The organism is Streptomyces sp. NPDC057617 (genome assembly GCF_042800555.1).
Classification (GTDB): Bacteria; Actinomycetota; Actinomycetes; order Streptomycetales; family Streptomycetaceae; genus Streptomyces.
The window spans coordinates 16,838-34,447 of sequence record NZ_JBHVGV010000006.1 but is presented as its reverse complement, the minus strand read 5'-3'; the positions used below and the strand labels follow the sequence as shown (position 1 = coordinate 34,447).

At 69.3% G+C, this 17,610-nt stretch carries 19 protein-coding genes; 12 read left to right on the top strand and 7 right to left on the bottom strand.

The genetic code is table 11. The annotated features are described in order from the left end of the window. The first annotated feature begins 96 nt into the window (after positions 1-96). From ACFU9P_RS16555 to era, 6 genes are all read left to right on the top strand, one after another. Positions 97-1,128, top strand: coding sequence for a PhoH family protein (locus tag ACFU9P_RS16555; protein ID WP_376384758.1), 1,032 nt, complete (start codon positions 97-99; stop codon positions 1,126-1,128). A gap of 14 nt (positions 1,129-1,142) precedes the next feature. Then, the gene (ybeY, locus tag ACFU9P_RS16550) at positions 1,143-1,640 is read left to right on the top strand and encodes an rRNA maturation RNase YbeY (protein ID WP_376384760.1); all 498 of its coding nucleotides are present in this window, start codon (positions 1,143-1,145) and stop codon (positions 1,638-1,640) included. After that, positions 1,637-2,926, top strand: coding sequence for a hemolysin family protein (locus ACFU9P_RS16545; RefSeq protein ID WP_376384763.1), 1,290 nt, complete (start codon positions 1,637-1,639; stop codon positions 2,924-2,926). The genes ybeY and ACFU9P_RS16545 overlap by 4 nt, the downstream gene beginning before the upstream one ends. Before the next feature lie 68 nt (positions 2,927-2,994). Then, positions 2,995-3,354, top strand: coding sequence for an MmcQ/YjbR family DNA-binding protein (locus ACFU9P_RS16540; protein ID WP_376384843.1), 360 nt, complete (start codon positions 2,995-2,997; stop codon positions 3,352-3,354). Between the two features lie 110 nt (positions 3,355-3,464). Beyond that, a complete protein-coding gene (locus ACFU9P_RS16535) occupies positions 3,465-3,839 on the top strand; it encodes a cytidine deaminase (RefSeq protein WP_046506127.1) in 375 nt (124 codons plus the stop codon). 99 nt (positions 3,840-3,938) lie between these two features. Continuing rightward, entirely contained in the window at positions 3,939-4,898 is a 960-nt protein-coding gene (gene era, locus ACFU9P_RS16530) for a GTPase Era (RefSeq protein WP_376384768.1), read from the top strand. A 65-nt stretch (positions 4,899-4,963) separates the two neighbouring features. Here the strand turns inward: era and ACFU9P_RS16525 are convergent, their stop codons facing one another. Both ACFU9P_RS16525 and ACFU9P_RS16520 read right to left on the bottom strand, forming a co-directional pair. Beyond that, a complete protein-coding gene (locus tag ACFU9P_RS16525; RefSeq protein ID WP_384081102.1) occupies positions 4,964-5,233 on the bottom strand; it encodes a protealysin inhibitor emfourin in 270 nt (89 codons plus the stop codon). Positions 5,234-5,291: 58 nt separating this feature from the next. Further along, positions 5,292-6,380: a M4 family metallopeptidase gene (locus ACFU9P_RS16520; RefSeq protein WP_384081099.1), complete on the bottom strand. Its 1,089-nt coding sequence runs from the start codon at positions 6,378-6,380 to the stop codon at positions 5,292-5,294. A 346-nt stretch (positions 6,381-6,726) separates the two neighbouring features. Between ACFU9P_RS16520 and leuA the strand changes: the two genes are divergently transcribed. The 4 genes from leuA to ACFU9P_RS16500 all read left to right on the top strand — a co-directional run bounded on the left by leuA (position 6,727) and on the right by ACFU9P_RS16500 (position 11,196). Continuing rightward, positions 6,727-8,508, top strand: a complete 1,782-nt coding sequence (gene leuA, locus ACFU9P_RS16515; RefSeq protein WP_384081096.1) for a 2-isopropylmalate synthase — start codon at positions 6,727-6,729, stop codon at positions 8,506-8,508. A 176-nt stretch (positions 8,509-8,684) separates the two neighbouring features. Continuing rightward, complete coding sequence (locus ACFU9P_RS16510) at positions 8,685-9,380, top strand: TerB family tellurite resistance protein (RefSeq protein WP_384081093.1); 696 nt, start codon at positions 8,685-8,687, stop codon at positions 9,378-9,380. Between the two features lie 78 nt (positions 9,381-9,458). Beyond that, the gene (gene recO, locus ACFU9P_RS16505; protein WP_384081090.1) at positions 9,459-10,208 is read left to right on the top strand and encodes a DNA repair protein RecO; all 750 of its coding nucleotides are present in this window, start codon (positions 9,459-9,461) and stop codon (positions 10,206-10,208) included. A 112-nt stretch (positions 10,209-10,320) separates the two neighbouring features. Beyond that, complete coding sequence (locus ACFU9P_RS16500) at positions 10,321-11,196, top strand: isoprenyl transferase (RefSeq protein ID WP_384081087.1); 876 nt, start codon at positions 10,321-10,323, stop codon at positions 11,194-11,196. An 87-nt stretch (positions 11,197-11,283) separates the two neighbouring features. Here ACFU9P_RS16500 and ACFU9P_RS16495 read toward each other — a convergent pair whose 3' ends face one another. The 4 genes from ACFU9P_RS16495 to ACFU9P_RS16480 form a co-directional block, all read right to left on the bottom strand. After that, a complete protein-coding gene (locus ACFU9P_RS16495; protein ID WP_376384789.1) occupies positions 11,284-11,733 on the bottom strand; it encodes a Fur family transcriptional regulator in 450 nt (149 codons plus the stop codon). Positions 11,734-11,817: 84 nt separating this feature from the next. Then, positions 11,818-12,768, bottom strand: a complete 951-nt coding sequence (locus tag ACFU9P_RS16490) for a metal ABC transporter permease (protein WP_384081084.1) — start codon at positions 12,766-12,768, stop codon at positions 11,818-11,820. A 2-nt stretch (positions 12,769-12,770) separates the two neighbouring features. Next, entirely contained in the window at positions 12,771-13,733 is a 963-nt protein-coding gene (locus ACFU9P_RS16485) for a metal ABC transporter ATP-binding protein (RefSeq protein ID WP_384081081.1), read from the bottom strand. 32 nt (positions 13,734-13,765) lie between these two features. Further along, a complete protein-coding gene (locus ACFU9P_RS16480) occupies positions 13,766-14,746 on the bottom strand; it encodes a metal ABC transporter substrate-binding protein (RefSeq protein WP_384081078.1) in 981 nt (326 codons plus the stop codon). Positions 14,747-14,886: 140 nt separating this feature from the next. Between ACFU9P_RS16480 and ACFU9P_RS16475 the strand changes: the two genes are divergently transcribed. Together ACFU9P_RS16475 and ACFU9P_RS16470 are read left to right on the top strand one after the other, a co-directional pair. Continuing rightward, complete coding sequence (locus tag ACFU9P_RS16475) at positions 14,887-16,269, top strand: glycine--tRNA ligase (protein WP_376384800.1); 1,383 nt, start codon at positions 14,887-14,889, stop codon at positions 16,267-16,269. A 91-nt stretch (positions 16,270-16,360) separates the two neighbouring features. Continuing rightward, positions 16,361-16,567, top strand: a complete 207-nt coding sequence (locus ACFU9P_RS16470) for a hypothetical protein (RefSeq protein WP_376384803.1) — start codon at positions 16,361-16,363, stop codon at positions 16,565-16,567. Positions 16,568-16,846: 279 nt separating this feature from the next. On the opposite strand, the gene ACFU9P_RS16465 is transcribed toward ACFU9P_RS16470, so the two are convergent. Further along, positions 16,847-17,491: a TetR/AcrR family transcriptional regulator gene (locus ACFU9P_RS16465; protein WP_384081074.1), complete on the bottom strand. Its 645-nt coding sequence runs from the start codon at positions 17,489-17,491 to the stop codon at positions 16,847-16,849. Positions 17,492-17,610: the final 119 nt, after the last annotated feature.

Here is a 17,610-nt window from a genome sequence, read left to right as displayed (position 1 = left end):
GCGTTGTCAGTGCGGAGCCGTAGGCTGGTAGCCCAGAGGTTGTCGAGCGGCGAGAACCTTGCAACGGGAGGTATGCGCAGGCCACAGAGCCGGCCCATGACTCAGACACCTACAGCCCGGACCCCCGCAGAGGGGCAGGCACGTGCCCACTTCACCGTCCCCGCCAGCCATCCGATGGTGACGGTCCTGGGCTCAGGGGATTCCCTGCTGCGTGTGATCGAGAACGCGTTCCCGGCGGCGGACATCCACGTACGGGGCAACAAGATCAGTGCGAGCGGCAGCGCGGCGGATGTCGCGCTCGTCCAGCGCCTGCTCGACGAGATGATGCTGGTGCTCCGCACCGGTCAGCCGATGACGGAGGACGCAGTGGAACGTTCCATCGCCATGCTCAGGGCGAGCGAGAACGGCGGCGCGGACGGTCCCGAGACCCCCGCCGAAGTACTCACGCAGAACATCCTGTCCAGCCGGGGCCGGACGATCCGCCCCAAGACCCTCAACCAGAAGCGGTACGTCGACGCGATCGACCGGCACACGATCGTCTTCGGTATCGGCCCCGCGGGCACGGGCAAGACCTATCTCGCCATGGCCAAGGCGGTCCAGGCCCTCCAGGCCAAGCAGGTCACCCGGATCATCCTGACCAGGCCCGCAGTCGAGGCCGGTGAGCGGCTCGGCTTCCTGCCCGGCACGCTCTACGAGAAGATCGACCCGTATCTGCGCCCGCTCTACGACGCGCTGCACGACATGCTCGACCCTGACTCGATCCCGCGGCTCATGGCGGCGGGCACGATCGAGGTCGCGCCGCTGGCGTACATGCGCGGCCGGACGCTCAACGACGCGTTCATCATTCTCGACGAGGCCCAGAACACCAGCCCCGAGCAGATGAAGATGTTCCTCACCCGGCTCGGGTTCGAATCGAAGATAGTCATCACCGGAGACATCACCCAGGTCGACCTCCCGGGCGGCACGAAGAGCGGTCTGCGCCAGGTCCAGGAGATCCTGGAAGGCGTCGACGACGTCCACTTCTCCCGTCTCACCTCGCAGGATGTCGTACGGCACAAGCTCGTCGGCCGTATCGTCGACGCGTACGAGCAGTACGACAGCCGCAACGACGGCCGGAACGGGAAGTAGAGCAAGAGCGCACCATGTCGATCGACGTCAACAACGAGTCAGGCACCGAGGTCGACGAGCAGGCGATTCTCGACGTCGCCCGCTACGCGCTCACCCGGATGCGTATCCACCCGCTCTCCGAGCTGTCGGTGATCGTGGTGGACGAGGCGGCCATCGAGCAGCTCCATATGCAGTGGATGGATCTGCCCGGCCCCACGGATGTCATGTCCTTCCCGATGGACGAGCTGCGTCCGCCGGTGAAGGACGACGAGGAGCCCCCGCAGGGGCTCCTCGGTGACATCGTCCTCTGCCCCGAAGTGGCCAGGAAACAGGGCGAGGAAGCCCCGACGCAGCACACCATGGACGAGGAGCTCCAGCTCCTCACCGTCCATGGAGTGCTGCATCTGCTGGGGTACGACCATGAAGTGCCGGACGAGAAGGCCGAGATGTTCGGACTCCAGGCGGCGATCATCGACGGCTGGCGATCCGAACAAGGGCTCACGGGACCGTCCCCCGCGCCCACGGTCTCGTGACCGCGCAACTGATCGTCGGAGCGGTCGCCCTGGTCGTCGTGGCCTGGCTGGCGGCCTCGGCGGAGGCCGGGATCGCCCGGGTCTCCAGCTTCCGGGCGGCCGAGGCCGTACGGTCCGGGCGGCGCGGGGCGGCCAGGCTGGAGCAGGTCGCCGCCGATCCGACGCGCTATCTGAATGTGGCCCTGCTGGTCCGGGTCGCCTGCGAGATGGCGGCCGGAGTGCTGGTCACCTATGTCTGCATCAAGGAGTTCGAGGAGACCTGGGCCGCGCTGGTGGTCGCGATCGGGGTGATGGTCCTGGTCTCGTATGTCGCGGTGGGAGTCTCGCCGCGGACCATCGGCCGGCAGCATCCGCTCAATACGGCCACGGCCTCGGCGTACGTCCTGCTGCCGCTGGCCAGGATCATGGGGCCGATTCCGCAGTTGCTGATCCTCCTCGGCAATGCCCTCACCCCCGGCAAGGGCTTCCGCAAGGGGCCGTTCGCGAGCGAGGCCGAGCTGCGGGCCATGGTCGACCTCGCCGAGCAGGAGTCCCTGATCGAGGACGACGAGCGCAGAATGGTGCACTCCGTCTTCGAGCTGGGCGACACGCTCGTACGGGAAGTGATGGTGCCGCGTACGGACCTGGTCTCGATCGAGCGCTACAAGACGATCCGGCAGGCGCTGACCCTGGCGCTGCGCTCCGGCTTCTCGCGGATCCCGGTGACCGGTGAGAACGAGGACGACATCGTCGGCATCGTCTATCTGAAGGACCTGGTCAGAAAGACCCATATCAACCGGGACTCCGAGAACGACCTGGTGTCCACGGCGATACGCCCCGCCGCCTTCGTCCCCGACACCAAGAACGCGGGCGATCTGCTGCGCGAGATGCAGCAGGAGCGCAGCCATGTCGCGGTCGTCATCGACGAGTACGGCGGCACGGCCGGGATCGTCACCATCGAGGACATCCTGGAGGAGATCGTCGGCGAGATCACCGACGAGTACGACCGTGAGCTGCCGCCGGTCGAGGAGATCGGCGACGGCTCGTACCGGGTCACCGCGCGGCTCGACATCGGCGACCTCGGGGAGCTGTTCGGGCTCGACGAGTACGACGACGAGGATGTGGAGACGGTCGGCGGGCTGCTGGCGAAGGCGCTGGGCCGGGTGCCGATCGCGGGGGCCAGCGCCAGGGTCGAACTGCCCGACGGGCGCGGGCTGCGGCTGACGGCGGAGTCACCGGCGGGCCGCCGCAACAAGATCGTCACGGTCCTGGTCGAGCCGGTGCGCGAGGAGGCCCAGGCTTCGTGACGTGGGAGGGCGTGGTGGCGCCCGAGGACGCGGGGGCATCCGAGGACGTCATGGCTCCGGACGACGCCATGACCGCGGAGGAACTGGCGGAGTGGTGTCTGGGGCTGAACGGGACGTCCAGCGATGTGCCGTTCCCGCGCAGCCCCGGCCTCACGGTCTTCCGGGTCGGCGGCCGGATCTTCGCGTTCTGCTCGTTGGAGGAACGGCCACTGAAGATCGCCCTCAAGTGCGATCCGGAGGAGGCGGTCCGGCTCCGCGAGGCCCATCCGGCGATCGTGCCCGGCTGGCATCTCAACAAGCGGCACTGGAACACCGTGACGGTCGGCGGCCTGCCCGCGCGGATGGTGCGGGAACTGGTCGAGGACTCGTACGACCTGGTGGTGGCCGGTCTGCCGAAGGCGGAGCGGCTGCGGCTCGACCGGCCCTGAGGTGTGGGGGTACGGGGCGGCCGGTGGGGTGTACGAGAAGGCGCGGGTCTCAGCGCCGGCGGTCTCAGGGCGGTCGCGGGGCCGCCGGGCGTGCTGCCTATGCTCGGCACATGACTGAGAGCACCGACCCCGGCACCGGCCTCGGCCCCGAGGACCGCAAGATCATCACCCTGGCCCGCAGCGCCCGCGCCCGTAACGGCGTACCGGAGGGCGCGGCGGTACGGGACGAGACCGGGCGTACGTATGTCGCCGGGACCGTGGAGCTGGCCTCCCTCAGACTCAGCGCGCTGCGGACCGCGGTCGCGATGGCCGTCGCCAGCGGTGCCACCTCACTGGAGGCGGCGGCGGTCGTCACGGAAGCGGAGACGGCGACGGACGAGGACCGCGCGGCCGTGCGCGACCTGGGCGGACCGGCCACCCCGCTGCTGGTGGCGGCCCCCGACGGCACCCTCCGGACGACTGTCGAAGCGGGCGGGACCGCCTGAGCCGGCGGCCTCCCGGCGGGCCCGTACCAGGGCGCCGGGGCAGGCCGTACGCGACGGCCCGAGGCGATCTGGTCGGCGGGGGGTGAACGATCGGGGAGAATGGGCGCCATGAGCGCTCGTACCCCCTCTCCCGAGACGGCCGAAGCCCCCCACCGGGCCGGCTTCGCCTGCTTCGTCGGCCGCCCCAACGCGGGCAAGTCCACCCTCACGAACGCTCTGGTCGGCCAGAAGGTGGCCATCACCTCGAACCGGCCGCAGACGACCCGGCACACGGTCCGCGGCATCGTGCACCGGCCCGAGGCGCAGCTCATCCTCGTCGACACCCCGGGCCTCCACAAACCGCGCACCCTGCTCGGTGAGCGGCTCAACGATGTCGTACGGACGACCTGGGCCGAGGTCGATGTGATCGGCTTCTGTCTGCCCGCGGACCAGAAGCTCGGCCCCGGTGACCGGTTCATCGCCAAGGAACTGGCCGCGATCAAGAAGACGCCCAAGGTCGCCGTGGTCACCAAGACGGACCTGGTCGACTCCAAGACACTCGCCGAGCAGCTCCTCGCGATCGACCGGCTCGGGCAGGAACTCGACCTGGAGTGGGCGGAGATCGTCCCGGTCTCGGCTGTCGGCGACCGCCAGGTCGGGCTGCTGGCGGACCTGCTGGTCCCCCTGCTCCCGGAGAGCCCCCCGCTCTACCCGGAGGGCGATCTCACGGACGAGCCCGAGCAGGTCATGGTGGCGGAACTGATTCGCGAGGCGGCGCTCGAAGGCGTACGGGACGAACTGCCGCACTCCATCGCGGTGGTGGTCGAGGAGATGCTCCCCCGCGAGGACCGCCCGGCGGACAGACCGCTTCTCGATATCCACGCGAACGTCTATATCGAACGCCCCAGCCAGAAGGGCATCATCATCGGCCCGAAGGGCAAGCGCCTCAAGGAAGTCGGCACCAAGTCCCGCAAACACATCGAGGCCTTGCTGGGCACCCCGGTCTTCCTCGACCTTCACGTCAAGGTCGCCAAGGACTGGCAGCGCGACCCCAAACAGCTCCGCAAACTGGGCTTCTGAGCGACTTAAGGCTCAGGGCAGGCGGAGATCAGCTCTTCGGGCAGCGTGATGGTGATTTTCTCCATTCAGGCTCCTTCCTTGAGGACTCTGGAGATCAGGGTGCGCTGGGAATCGGTGAGGTGGTGGTCGGTGCAGTGGATCGTTCGGCTGTCGATGGTGATCCAGTAGTGGAAGCCGTCCGGGACCCCGAGGTCGGCGGGGTCCGCTGAGGCGTCCGACAGGGCCTGTTCAGCGAGGGACTGCCAGGCCGGGGCGTCCGGGAGGTGTGAGGTGTCCACCTCGGCCCGGCGTTCGATGCCCGCGAAACCGCCCGTACGACGCACTTCGATACGCATGGGTCCTGTCTAGTGGCCGGCGGGCGCGGGCGGTAGGCGCCGCTCCCGGGTCATGTCGTCATGTCGTGGGGACGCCGACCTGGGACCAGGCCTTGACCACGGCCTCGTGCTCCGCCCCGTCCCCGAAGCGGGACCGCGCCGCCGACACGGTCAGCCGGGCGAAGTCCGCGAAGTCCGCGTCCCCCGCCAGCTCCCCGCCGGTCAGCACGTCGAACCAGATCCGTCCCGCGCGCTCCCACGCCTTGCCGCCCAGCCGGTCGGCGAGCAGATAGAACGCGTGGTTGGGGATGCCGGAGTTGATGTGCACCCCGCCGTTGTCCTGGTTCGTCCGTACGTAGTCGTCCATCGTGGCCGGCTGCGGGTCCTTGCCGAGGACATCGTCGTCGTACGCCGTCCCAGGCGCCTTCATGGAGCGCAGCGCGACCCCGGTGACCCGTGGGGCGAGCAGCCCCTGGCCGATCAGCCAGTCGGCCTGGTCGGCGGTCTGGTCCAGGGTGTACTGCTTGACCAGCGAGCCGATGACGTCCGACATGGACTCGTTCAGGGCGCCCGGCTGCCCGTAGTAGGTCAGATTGGCCGTGTACTGCGTGACGCCATGGGCCAGCTCATGGCCGATCACATCGACCGGGATCGTGAAGTCGAGGAAGATCTCCCCGTCCCCGTCGCCGAACACCATCTGCTCGCCGTCCCAGAACGCGTTCGCGTACTCCCGGTCGTAGTGGACGCTCGCGACCAGCGGCAGCCCCGCGCCGTCCAGCGAATCGCGTCCGTACGCCTTGAGCAGCAGCTCGAAGGTGGCGCCGAGTCCGGCGTACGCGCGGTTGACCGTGGCGTCCCTGCCCGGCTCGTCGCCCTCCGCGCGGACCTTCCTGCCCGGCAGGGCGGTGCCGTTGCCGCAGTCGTGGACGGTGCGGTCCGGCTTGCCCGTCGCCTCGGCGCCGCTCGGCGGCCCCGCGGCGCGGAACGCGGTCAGCCGGCGCCGGGTGCGCTGGGAGGAGTCGGCCTCCAGCGTGCGGCGGGCGGGCCCGGAGATGACGGGATCGTCGGCCTGCGCGAGCTTGTCGAGGACGTGCGGCGGCACGATGGTGCAGAAGACGGGACCGGGGCCACCCGCGGTGGCGGTGTCGGCGTGCGTGAAGGCGTTCATACAGGCAATGTGGCACTCCGTCATCACAATGTCACCCATTGCGACCAATGTTGCTGAAATGGAGTGATCTCTCGGCATTCCGGGAACTCGGCCGCGTCCCGGGATCCCGGCCGCGCGGGCCCCTCACGCGCGGGTCCCGCATGCTGATACGACCCGCCGTGCCCGGCCCGCCTCGGATATGCTCGCCTGCATCATGCGTTTCGGGCTGCTTCTCCTTAGCTGCCGCGGCGAGGGCCTGTAGTCGTAGGCCGACCCCCTCCCCGCGGAGTCTGGCGTTGCGGTGATCGCGCCCCGTCGGCCGTCCCAGCGGACTCACGAGGAGCCCTACGCCATGTCCGATCGCGCCATGTCCGACCCTTCTGTCGGTCGTCCGACGCCCGTCACCAACGCGACCCACGCCCAGCGTCCGTCCGGGATGCCGATCCACAAGTACGGCCCGTACGAGGCCGTCGACATCCCCGACCGCACCTGGCCGGACCATCGCATCACCGTCGCCCCGCGCTGGCTGTCCACGGATCTGCGTGACGGCAACCAGGCGCTGATCGATCCCATGTCGCCCACGCGTAAGCGGGAGATGTTCGATCTGCTGGTGCGTATGGGTTACAAGGAGATCGAGGTGGGTTTCCCGTCGTCCGGGGAGACCGATTTCGCCTTCGTACGGTCGGTCATCGAGGAGGGTGCGGTCCCCGAGGACGTGACGATCTCCGTCCTGACGCAGGCGCGTGAGGAGCTGATCGAGCGGACGGTCGAGTCGCTGCGCGGTGCCCACCGTGCGACCGTCCACCTGTACAACGCGACCGCCCCGACCTTCCGGCGTGTGGTCTTCCGGGGGACGAGGGAGCAGGTGAAGCAGATCGCGGTGGACGGTACGCGGCTGGTGATGGAGTACGCGGACAAGATCCTGGGTCCGGAGACCACTTTCGGCTATCAGTACAGTCCGGAGATCTTCACCGACACGGAGCTGGATTTCGCTCTGGAGGTCTGTGAGGGCGTGATGGATGTCTGGCAGCCGGAGGCCGGCCGCGAGATCATTCTCAATCTGCCGGCCACGGTGGAGCGTTCGACGCCGTCCACGCATGCCGACCGTTTCGAGTGGATGTCGCGGAATCTGTCCCGCCGCGAGGTTGTCTGTCTCTCGGTGCACCCGCACAACGACCGGGGTACGGCCGTCGCCGCGGCGGAGCTGGCGCTGATGGCGGGTGCGGACCGGGTCGAGGGGTGTCTGTTCGGGCAGGGTGAGCGCACCGGGAATGTCGATCTGGTGACGCTGGGCATGAACCTGTTCTCGCAGGGGGTGGATCCGCAGATCGACTTCTCGCAGATCGACGAGATCCGCAGGACCAGTGAGTACTGCAACCAGATGGAGATCCATCCGCGCCACCCCTACGCGGGCGATCTGGTCTACACCGCCTTCTCCGGCTCCCACCAGGACGCCATCAAGAAGGGCTTCGACGCCCGGGAGGCCGACGCCGCCGCGCGGGGCGTCCCGGTCGGGGAGACCGAGTGGGCGGTGCCGTATCTGCCGATCGATCCGAAGGACGTGGGGCGCTCCTACGAGGCGGTCATCCGTGTCAACTCGCAGTCCGGCAAGGGCGGTATCGCCTACGTCCTGAAGAACGACCACAAGCTGGACCTGCCGCGCCGGATGCAGATCGAGTTCTCCCGCATCATCCAGGCCAAGACGGATGCCGAGGGCGGCGAGGTCACCCCCGGCCAGATCTGGTCCGTCTTCCAGGACGAGTACCTGCCCAACCCGGACAACGCCTGGGGCCGGATCCAGCTCCGCTCGGGGCAGAGCACGACCGGCACGGACGGCCGGGACACGCTGACCGTACAGGCCGTCGTGGACGGTACGGAGACGGTGCTCACCGGCACCGGGAACGGTCCCATCTCCGCGTTCTTCGAGGCCCTGGCCTTCGTCGGGGTGGACGCCCGGCTGCTGGACTACCAGGAGCACACGATGAGCGAGGGCGCGAGCGCGCAGGCCGCCTCGTACATCGAGTGCGCGATCGACGGAAAGGTGCTCTGGGGCATCGGGATCGACGCGAACACCACCCGCGCTTCACTCAAGGCGGTCATCTCCGCGGTCAACCGCGCGACCCGCCGGTCCGGCTCCGCCGACGGCTGATTTCCGCTGATCCAGGCGTTCACCTGGGCGTTTACCGGCCCCGTCCACCCGTCGCGGTGGGCGGGGTTCAGCCATGTCGTGGCGATCTCCCGCCGCGGTGCTGACGGGGCCCGGGTGGTGTGGCTAACATCACGTCAACGCGGCAATGTTGCCGGAGCGTTACGGAGGTGCGCGACGTGCTGCCAGCTCAGGGATCAAGCGGCCGAAAAGTGCGCATCTGCGGCATTCGTACGTCCTGGAACACCGTAGGGGACGGGGAGTTCTTCTGTCCCGACTGCGGCGGCGACCGCAACTACCGCCGCCGGACCGGCCGTCGCCGGTTCACCGTGCTGGGTGTTCCGCTGCTGGCGCGCGGACTGGCCGGGCCCGTGGTCGAATGCGCCGCCTGCCACGCCCACTTCGGTACGGATGTCCTCGACCATCCCACCACGCTCCGCTTCTCCGCGATGCTGCGCGACGCCGTGCACACCGTGGCGCTGGCCGTGCTCGCGGCCGGCGGGGTGTCCTCCCGTACGGTCAGGGAGACCGCGGTGCACGCGGTCCGCTCGGCCGGATTCGAGGACTGCACAGAGGACCGGCTGACCGATCTGGTGGAGGCGCTCGCCGCCGACACCGGGCGGTTCATCACGGACCCGGGACCGTGCGGCGCGGCGCTCGCGATCGAGCTGCACGAGGCGCTGGAGCCGCTGGCGCCGCATCTCGCCCCGGCGGGCCGGGAGTCGATCGTGCTCCAGGGCGCCAGGATCGCGGTGGCGGACGGGCCGTACAGCGCGGCGGAGCGCGAGGTGCTGAGCATCGTCGGCGGCGCGCTGCTGCTGTGCTCGGACGACACGGAGAGACTGCTCCTGGCGGCCTCGGGCACGCCTTCCTGAGCCTTCCCCAGAGGGCCGACGGCTCCGGGGCCCGGTGCGCGTGTGGGACGCCCGTGTGCGTGCGGGAGAATGGGCGCCATGAGTCTGTTCCGGGACGACGGCGTCGTGCTGCGCACCCAGAAGCTCGGTGAGGCCGACCGCATCATCACGCTTCTGACCCGCGGCCACGGGCGGGTCCGTGCCGTCGCCCGCGGAGTGCGCCGTACGAAATCCAAGTTCGGCGCCCGGCTGGAACCTTTCTCCCATGTCGACGTGCAGTTCTTCGCGCGCGGCAGCGATCTCGTCGGCCGCGGTCTGCCGCTGTGCACACAGAGCGAGACCATCGCTCCGTACGGTGGCACCATCGTCACCGACTACGCCCGCTACACCGCGGGGACGGCCATGCTGGAGACCGCCGAGCGCTTCACCGACCACGAGGGCGAGCCGGCCGTCCAGCAGTATCTGCTGCTCGTCGGCGGGCTGCGCACCCTCGCCCGTGGCGAGCACGCGCCCCATCTCGTCCTGGACGCCTTCCTGCTGCGCTCGCTCGCGGTCAACGGCTACGCGCCGAGCTTCGACGACTGCGCGAAATGCGGGCTCCACGGCCCCAACCGCTTCTTCTCGGTGGCCGCGGGCGGGGTCGTCTGCGCCGACTGCCGGGTGCCCGGCAGCGTCGTACCCTCGGGTGAGGCCGTAGGACTGCTGAGCGCGCTGCTGACCGGCGACTGGGAGACGGCCGACGCGTGCGAGGCGCGGTACGTCAGGGAGGGCAGCGGGCTGGTGTCCGCCTATCTGCACTGGCACCTGGAGCGCGGTCTGCGCTCGCTCAGATACGTGGAGAAGAACTGATACGGGGCGTACGCGGCGCCAGCACCGGTACGTACGCGCCAGGGCCGACACGTACGCACAGACACAGCCGCACGGCTGCACAGCGACAGCGAAACTTGGGAGACGAGAGCGCATGGCACGACGCGGAATCCTGGGACGTTCCCGCCGCGAGTACAAGACGCCCGAACCGCACCCCTCCGGCGCCCGGCCGCCGAAGATCCCGGCCGAACTGGTGCCGCGGCATGTGGCGTGCGTGATGGACGGGAACGGCCGCTGGGCCAAGGAGCGCGGTCTGCCGCGCACCGAGGGCCACAAGGTCGGCGAGGGAGTCGTCCTCGATGTGCTCAAGGGCTGTCTGGAGATGGGCGTCAAGAACCTCTCGCTGTACGCCTTCTCCACCGAGAACTGGAAGCGCACACCCGACGAGGTGCGTTTCCTGATGAACTTCAACCGCGATGTCATCCGCCGCCGCCGGGACGAGATGGACGAACTGGGCATCCGTATCCGCTGGGTCGGCCGGATGCCCAAGATGTGGAAGTCGGTCGTCCAGGAACTCCAGGTCGCGCAGGAGCAGACCAAGGACAACGACGCCATGACGCTCTACTTCTGCGTCAACTACGGCGGGCGCGCGGAGATCGCGGACGCGGCGCAAGCGCTCGCGGCGGATGTGGCGGCCGGGAAGCTCGACCCGGCGAAGGTCAACGAGAAGACCTTCGCGAAGTACCTCTACTACCCCGACATGCCGGACGTGGATCTCTTCCTGCGTCCCAGCGGGGAGCAGCGCACCTCCAACTATCTGATCTGGCAGAGCAGTTACGCGGAGATGGTCTTCCAGGACGTACTGTGGCCGGACTTCGACCGCAGGGATCTGTGGCGGGCCTGTCTCGAATACGCCTCCAGGGACCGGCGCTTCGGCGGCGCACTGCCCAACGAGGAGCAGGCGGAGGCCGACGCGAGGGCGGCAGCGGATGCGCAGGAGGCGGCGGAGGCCGCGGTTTCGCAGGGCTGAGAGGGTTTCCGGGCGCCGGACGGCCCGTAGAACCAGGTGCCGGACGGGCGCGCTGTGCGCCCGTCCGGCACCTAGGAGTGATCGGACTCAGTTCTTGGCGGCCCGGCCCGTGCACTGCGCGCACTCCGCGCAGGTGCCGAAGATCTCCACCGTGTGCGCCACGCTCACATAGCCGTGCTGCGCGGCGATCGTCTCGGCCCACTGCTCCACCGCGGGCCCTTCCACCTCGACGGCCTTCCCGCAGACCCGGCAGACGAGATGGTGGTGGTGGTCGCCGGTCGAGCAGCGGCGGTAGACGGACTCGCCGTCGTTGGTCCGCAGCACATCGACCTCGCCCGCGTCGGCGAGGGACTGGAGCGTGCGGTAGACCGTGGTCAGACCCACCGAGTCACCGCGGTGCTTGAGCATGTCGTGGAGCTCCTGCGCGCTGCGGAACTCATCCACCTCGTCGAGCGCCGCCGCCACCGCGGCACGCTGGCGGGTCGATCGGCCGCGCACGGGGGCCGCACTTGATCCACCGCTGGGCGCAGTCGTCACAGGTGCCTCCTTGCCTCTGCCCGTATCAACCGGGCATTGCCCGCTTCCCTCGGGCCATTCTGCCAGTTCGCCACCGGCTCGCGGTCAGACCGTGAGGTCGTCCGTGGGCCGACGGGCGGCGGGCACGCCCGGTACGGCCTGGGCGCCCGTCACACCGGGTACGGGCGCGGTCACCGCCCCGGCGGCGGTCTCCTCGGCCGCCTCCGCGGTCCGCAGCGCCCTGGCCCGCCGTCTTGCCAGGGGAGAGGCCAGGACCGTCAGGACCACGAAGACCCCGATCGCCATCAGCACGATCGTCGCGCCGGGCGGTACGTCCTGGTAGTACGAGGTGACCGTACCGGCGAGCGTCACCGCCGTACCGATCACCACCGCGAGCACGAACGTGACCACGAACGACCGGGTGATCTGCTGGGCCGCCGCCACCGGCACCACCATCAGCGCGCTGACCAGCAGCAGCCCCACCACCCGCATGGCGACGGTGACGGTCACCGCGGCCGTGACCGCGATCAGCAGGTTCAGCGCCCGGACCGGCAGCCCGGTGACCCGGGCGAACTCCTCGTCCTGGCTGACCGCGAAGAGCTGCCGCCGCAGCCCCACCGTGACCAGCACGACGAACGCGGCGAGCAGCGAGATCGCGGTCACGTCGGAGGGCGAGACCGTGGAGAGCGAGCCGAAGAGATACGAACTGAGGTTGGCGTTCGAGCCGTTGGGCGCGAGATTGATCAGCAGGACACCGCCCGCCATCCCGCCGTAGAAGAGCATGGCCAGCGCGATGTCGCCGCGCGTCCGTCCGTACGCCCTGATCAGCTCCATGGTGACGGCCCCGGCGACCGAGACCAGCGTCGCCATCCACACCGGGCTGGCGGAGAGCAGGAAGCCCAGTCCGACCCCGGTCATGGCGACATGGCCGATGCCGTCGCCCATCAGCGCCTGGCGCCGCTGGACGAGATAGATGCCGACGGCGGGGGCGGTGATCCCGACCAGTACGGCCGCGATCAGCGCGCGCTGCATGAACGCGGTCTCAAGGATGTCCATGGTCAGGTCAGCAGTCCTGTACGGAGCGGCTCGCCGGCCGCGTGGGGGTGGACATGGTCGTGGCCGGGCAGGGCGTGCTGGCCGAGGGCGCGGGGCGGCGGCCCGTCATGGGTGACACAGCCGTCGCGGAGCACCACCGCGCGGTCGATCAGCGGCTCCAGCGGGCCCAGCTCATGGAGGACGAGGAGGACGGTCGTACCGGCGGCGACCTGTTCGCGCAGGGTCGCGGCGAGGATCTCCTGGCTGGCCAGGTCGACGCCCGCCATCGGCTCGTCCATGAGCAGCAGCTCCGGTTCGGCGGCGAGCGCCCTGGCTATCAGGACGCGCTGGTGCTGGCCGCCGGAGAGCGCGCCCACGGAGTCCTTGGCGCGGTCGGTGAGACCGACCAGATCGATGGCCCGCTGGACGGCCGCCTTGTCGGCCTTGGAGGGGCGGCCGAGCCTGGTGCGCGAGAGCCGGCCGGAGGAGACGACCTCGCGGACGGTGGCGGGCACTCCGCTGGCGGCGGTGGTGCGCTGCGGTACGTAACCGACCCGCGACCAGTCGCGGAAGCGGCGCAGCGGGGTCTCGAAGAGCGAGATCTCACCGCCGGTGAGCGGGACCTGGCCGATCATGGCGCGGACGGCGGTGGACTTGCCGGAGCCGTTGGCGCCCAGCAGGGCGACGACCTCACCACGGCGCACGGTGAGGTCGACGCCGCGCAGCACGGTGCGCGAGCCGAGGACGGCGATGGCACCGCGGACGGAGACGACCGGCGCGAGGCGCTGAGCAACGACAGGTTCTCCGTCCGCGGCGGCTGTGGTCCCGGCCGGCTCCGGAGCGTTCCGGGGGCCGGGAGTGGGAGGCCGGTCCTCGGTGCCGGCAGGCTCCGGGGGGCGGGGCCGGGGGTCGGCGGGGGCGGACGGCGGCGCGGTCTCCGGCGCTCGCGCCTCACGGGCCTGTTCGTCGCTCTCCATGGTCGCCATGTGCGGCGCCTCCGTTGCTGCCGTCGGCCGGTTCACTTCGCGCCGAGTGCCTTCCGCAGCGCGGCGAGGTTGGACTGCATGACCTCGATGTAGTCATCGCCCTTGGACTTGTCCGTAATTCCCTCCAGCGGGTCCAGGACATCGGTCTTCAGTCCTGAGTCCGCGGCGATGGTCCTGGCGGTCTTGTCGCTGGCGAGTGTCTCGAAGAATACGGTGGTGACCTTGTCCTGCTTCGCGATGGTCTCCAGTTCCCTGACCCGGGCGGGGCTGGGCTCGGCCTCGGGGTCGATACCGGCGATCGCCTCCTGCTCCAGGCCGTAGCGCTCGGCGAGATAGCCGAAGGCGGCGTGGGTGGTGATGAAGGTCTTGGTGGCGGTGTCCGTGAGGCCCTGCTTGAACGCGGTGTCCAGGCCGCCGAGCCGGCCGACCAGCGTGTCCGTGTTCTTCCGGTAGTCGGCGGAGTTGTCCGGGTCGGCCTTCTCCAGGGCCGCGCCGACGCCCTTGGCGACCTCGGCGTATCTCACCGGGTCGAGCCAGATGTGCGGGTCGTTGCCGTCCGTGGTGGCCTCCCCTTCGCCCCCGTGCTCCTCACCGGCGTGATCGTCGCCGCCGTGCGCGTGCCCGACCTCGGTGCCGTGCTTCTCCAGAGTGGTGAGGGCGGCCGCGTCGACGACGGTCCCCACGCCGGACTGGGCGATGGCCTTGTCCACGGCGGGCTGGATACCCTTGAGATACAGAATGACGTCCGCTTCGCCCAGCTCGGCGGTCTGCCGGGGCTTGAGTTCAAGATCGTGCGGCTCCACACCCGGCTTGGTGAGGGTGGTGACGGAGACATGATCGCCGCCGATCTGCTGAGCCAGGAACTGCATGGGGTAGAACGACGCGGTGACCGCGAGCTTGTCACCGCTCGTCCGGTCGGCGGCGTCGGAGGAGGAGCAGGCGGACAGCGCCACCAGGCCGAGCGAGACCGCTCCGGCGAGGGTGGCGGTGGGTATCAGGCGTCGTACGTTCATGACAGTCATTTTCAACAAAACTGGAAACGATTGTCAACAAGGGATGGGTATGTCTCTTGTCCCGCACCGATTTGATCGAAGGGGTGCGACCGCCGCTAATCTGAAGCATTCGCGTTCGTCGTCGTAATGAAGAGAGCACCGTGGCCGCCGACAAGATCGACACCATCGTCAACCTGAGCAAGCGCCGTGGCTTCGTCTACCCGTCCAGTGAGATCTACGGTGGACAGCGCGCCGCCTGGGACTACGGGCCGCTCGGAGTCGAGCTGAAGGAGAACATCAAGCGTCAGTGGTGGCGCTACATGGTCACCTCGCGCGAGGACGTCGTCGGTATCGACTCGTCGGTGATCCTGGCCACCGAGGTCTGGGAGGCGTCGGGGCATGTGGCGACCTTCACCGACCCGCTGACCGAGTGCACCTCCTGTCACAAGCGGTTCCGCGCGGACCATCTGGAAGAGGCGTACGAGGAGAAGCACGGCAAGGCCCCCGCGAATGGCCTCGCCGACCTGAACTGCCCCAACTGCGGCAACAAGGGCACCTTCACCGAGCCCAAGCAGTTCTCCGGCCTGCTCGCCACCCACCTCGGCCCCACCCAGGACACTGGTTCGGTCGCCTACCTCCGGCCCGAGACCGCGCAGGGCATTTTCACCAACTTCGCCCAGGTCCAGCAGACTTCGCGCAAGAAGCCGCCGTTCGGTATCGCGCAGATGGGCAAGTCCTTCCGGAACGAGATCACTCCGGGCAACTTCATCTTCCGCACGCGTGAGTTCGAGCAGATGGAGATGGAGTTCTTCGTCAAGCCGGGCGAGGACGAGCAGTGGCAGGAATACTGGATGGAGCAGCGCTGGAACTGGTACCGCGACCTGGGTCTCCGTGAGGAGAACATGCGCTGGTACGAGCACCCCAAGGAGAAGCTCTCCCACTACTCCAAGCGCACCGCCGACATCGAGTACCGCTTCCAGTTCGGCGGCAGCGAGTGGGGCGAGCTGGAGGGCGTCGCCAACCGCACCGACTACGACCTCACCGCGCACTCCAAGGCGTCCGGTCACGACCTGGTGTACTTCGACCAGGAGGCCAGCGAGCGCTGGACTCCGTATGTGATCGAGCCGGCCGCCGGTGTCGGCCGCGCGATGCTCGCCTTCCTCCTCGACGCGTACAACGAGGACGAGGCGCCCAACGCCAAGGGCGTGCTGGAGAAGCGCACCGTGATGCGGCTCGACCCGCGCCTCGCGCCGGTCAAGGTGGCCGTGCTGCCGCTCTCCCGCAACCCGCAGCTCTCGCCCAAGGCCAAGGGCCTCGCCGAGGACCTGCGGCGCAACTGGAACATCGACTTCGACGACGCGGGCGCCATCGGCCGCCGCTACCGGCGCCAGGACGAGATCGGCACCCCGTTCTGTGTGACCGTCGACTTCGACACCCTCGACGACAACGCGGTGACCGTGCGCGAGCGCGACACGATGAAGCAGGAGCGGGTCTCGCTGGACCAGATCCAGAGCTACCTCGGCGGCCGGCTCGTCGGCTGCTGACGGGTCACGGTCGTGGCTCGAAGCCCCCGGTTCCGCCACGGAACCGGGGGCTTCGTTGCACACTGGGCGCACGCGTCAACAGGAGGCACGGATGCCGTCCCCGACCACCAGCAAGGTCAGCAGATGGGATCAGCATGGGCGTGAGCATGTCGTACACGTCCAGAAGGCGGGTGTGCAGCGGTCGTTGGTCTGCGACACCTGCGGCTGGCACAAGAACGCCCAGTTCCTGCCCTGGCTGAAGGCCCAGGAACATCTCACCGAGGCCCACCAGGCCACGGTGGACCCGGCCGGCGGCTAGGGCGTGTTTCGGAAGTCCCGTCTGCCCCGCGACGCCCGGCACGCACACTCGCTGCGTTGTCGGAGTCGCCCGAGTACGTCCAGTACACGGGCGATCCTCCGCCTTGCGATTGCACGCACCGGACACCGCGAGGCCCGCCCTGCGGGCGGACGACGCTACTTCCGAAACACGCCCTAAACCCTGTCCGGCCGGCCGTAAGAGCGGGCCCGCGGGCCCTGGGACCGGCTCGGGCCGGGGCTCAGGGCCCGCCGCTCGGGGCCTGCCCGCTTCAAGACCTGCTCACGGCCGCAGTCCGCGCAGCACCAGATCGCAGACGGCCGTGAACTCGGCGTCGATGGTGGGCTTCTGCCACTCCGGGGCATACGCCGGGTCATGGAAGCGCGCGGTGGCCGCGAAGACCGCGCCCGCCGTGCTCGCCGGGTCGTCCGCGGCGAACTCGCCCGCCCGCACGCCCTCTTCGACGATCCGGGTGAGCTGCCGGGTCAGCTCGGTTATATGGGCGTCGACCACCCCGCTGCTCTCGTCGATGAGCACCGAGAAGGTCGCGAACAGCTCGGGATCGTCCCCCGCCTTGTGGCGCTTGGTGTCGAACAGCGTCGCCAGCCAGTCGCGCAGCTTCTCCGGCCCCGGCTTCGGCTCCGGCTTGGGACCCGGCTCCCCCTCCTCCACGGCTCCTGTCCCGGCCTTCTCCTGCCGCGCGGCGTCGGTGATCCGGGCCAGGGCCAGCTCCGTACGGGTCAGCCAGCGCATGGTGACCGCCTCGCGCAGCGCCGCCTTCGTACGGAAGTGGCGGTAGACACTGCCATGGCTGACGCCCAGCGCCCGGGCCACATCGACGACCGTGGCCTTCGCCGGGCCGTAGCGGCGCAGCACCTCCTCGGTGGCTTCGAGGATGCGCTCGGCGGTCAGGGTCTCGGGGGCCATGGGATCCGACCTTTCATGACCGGTACGGCGAGAGGCTCGTACGACGGGACGCGACAGATGACATTACCTGTCAGGCCCGGCGACGGGACCGGGAGCCTTCGCGGCCGACACCGACGGCC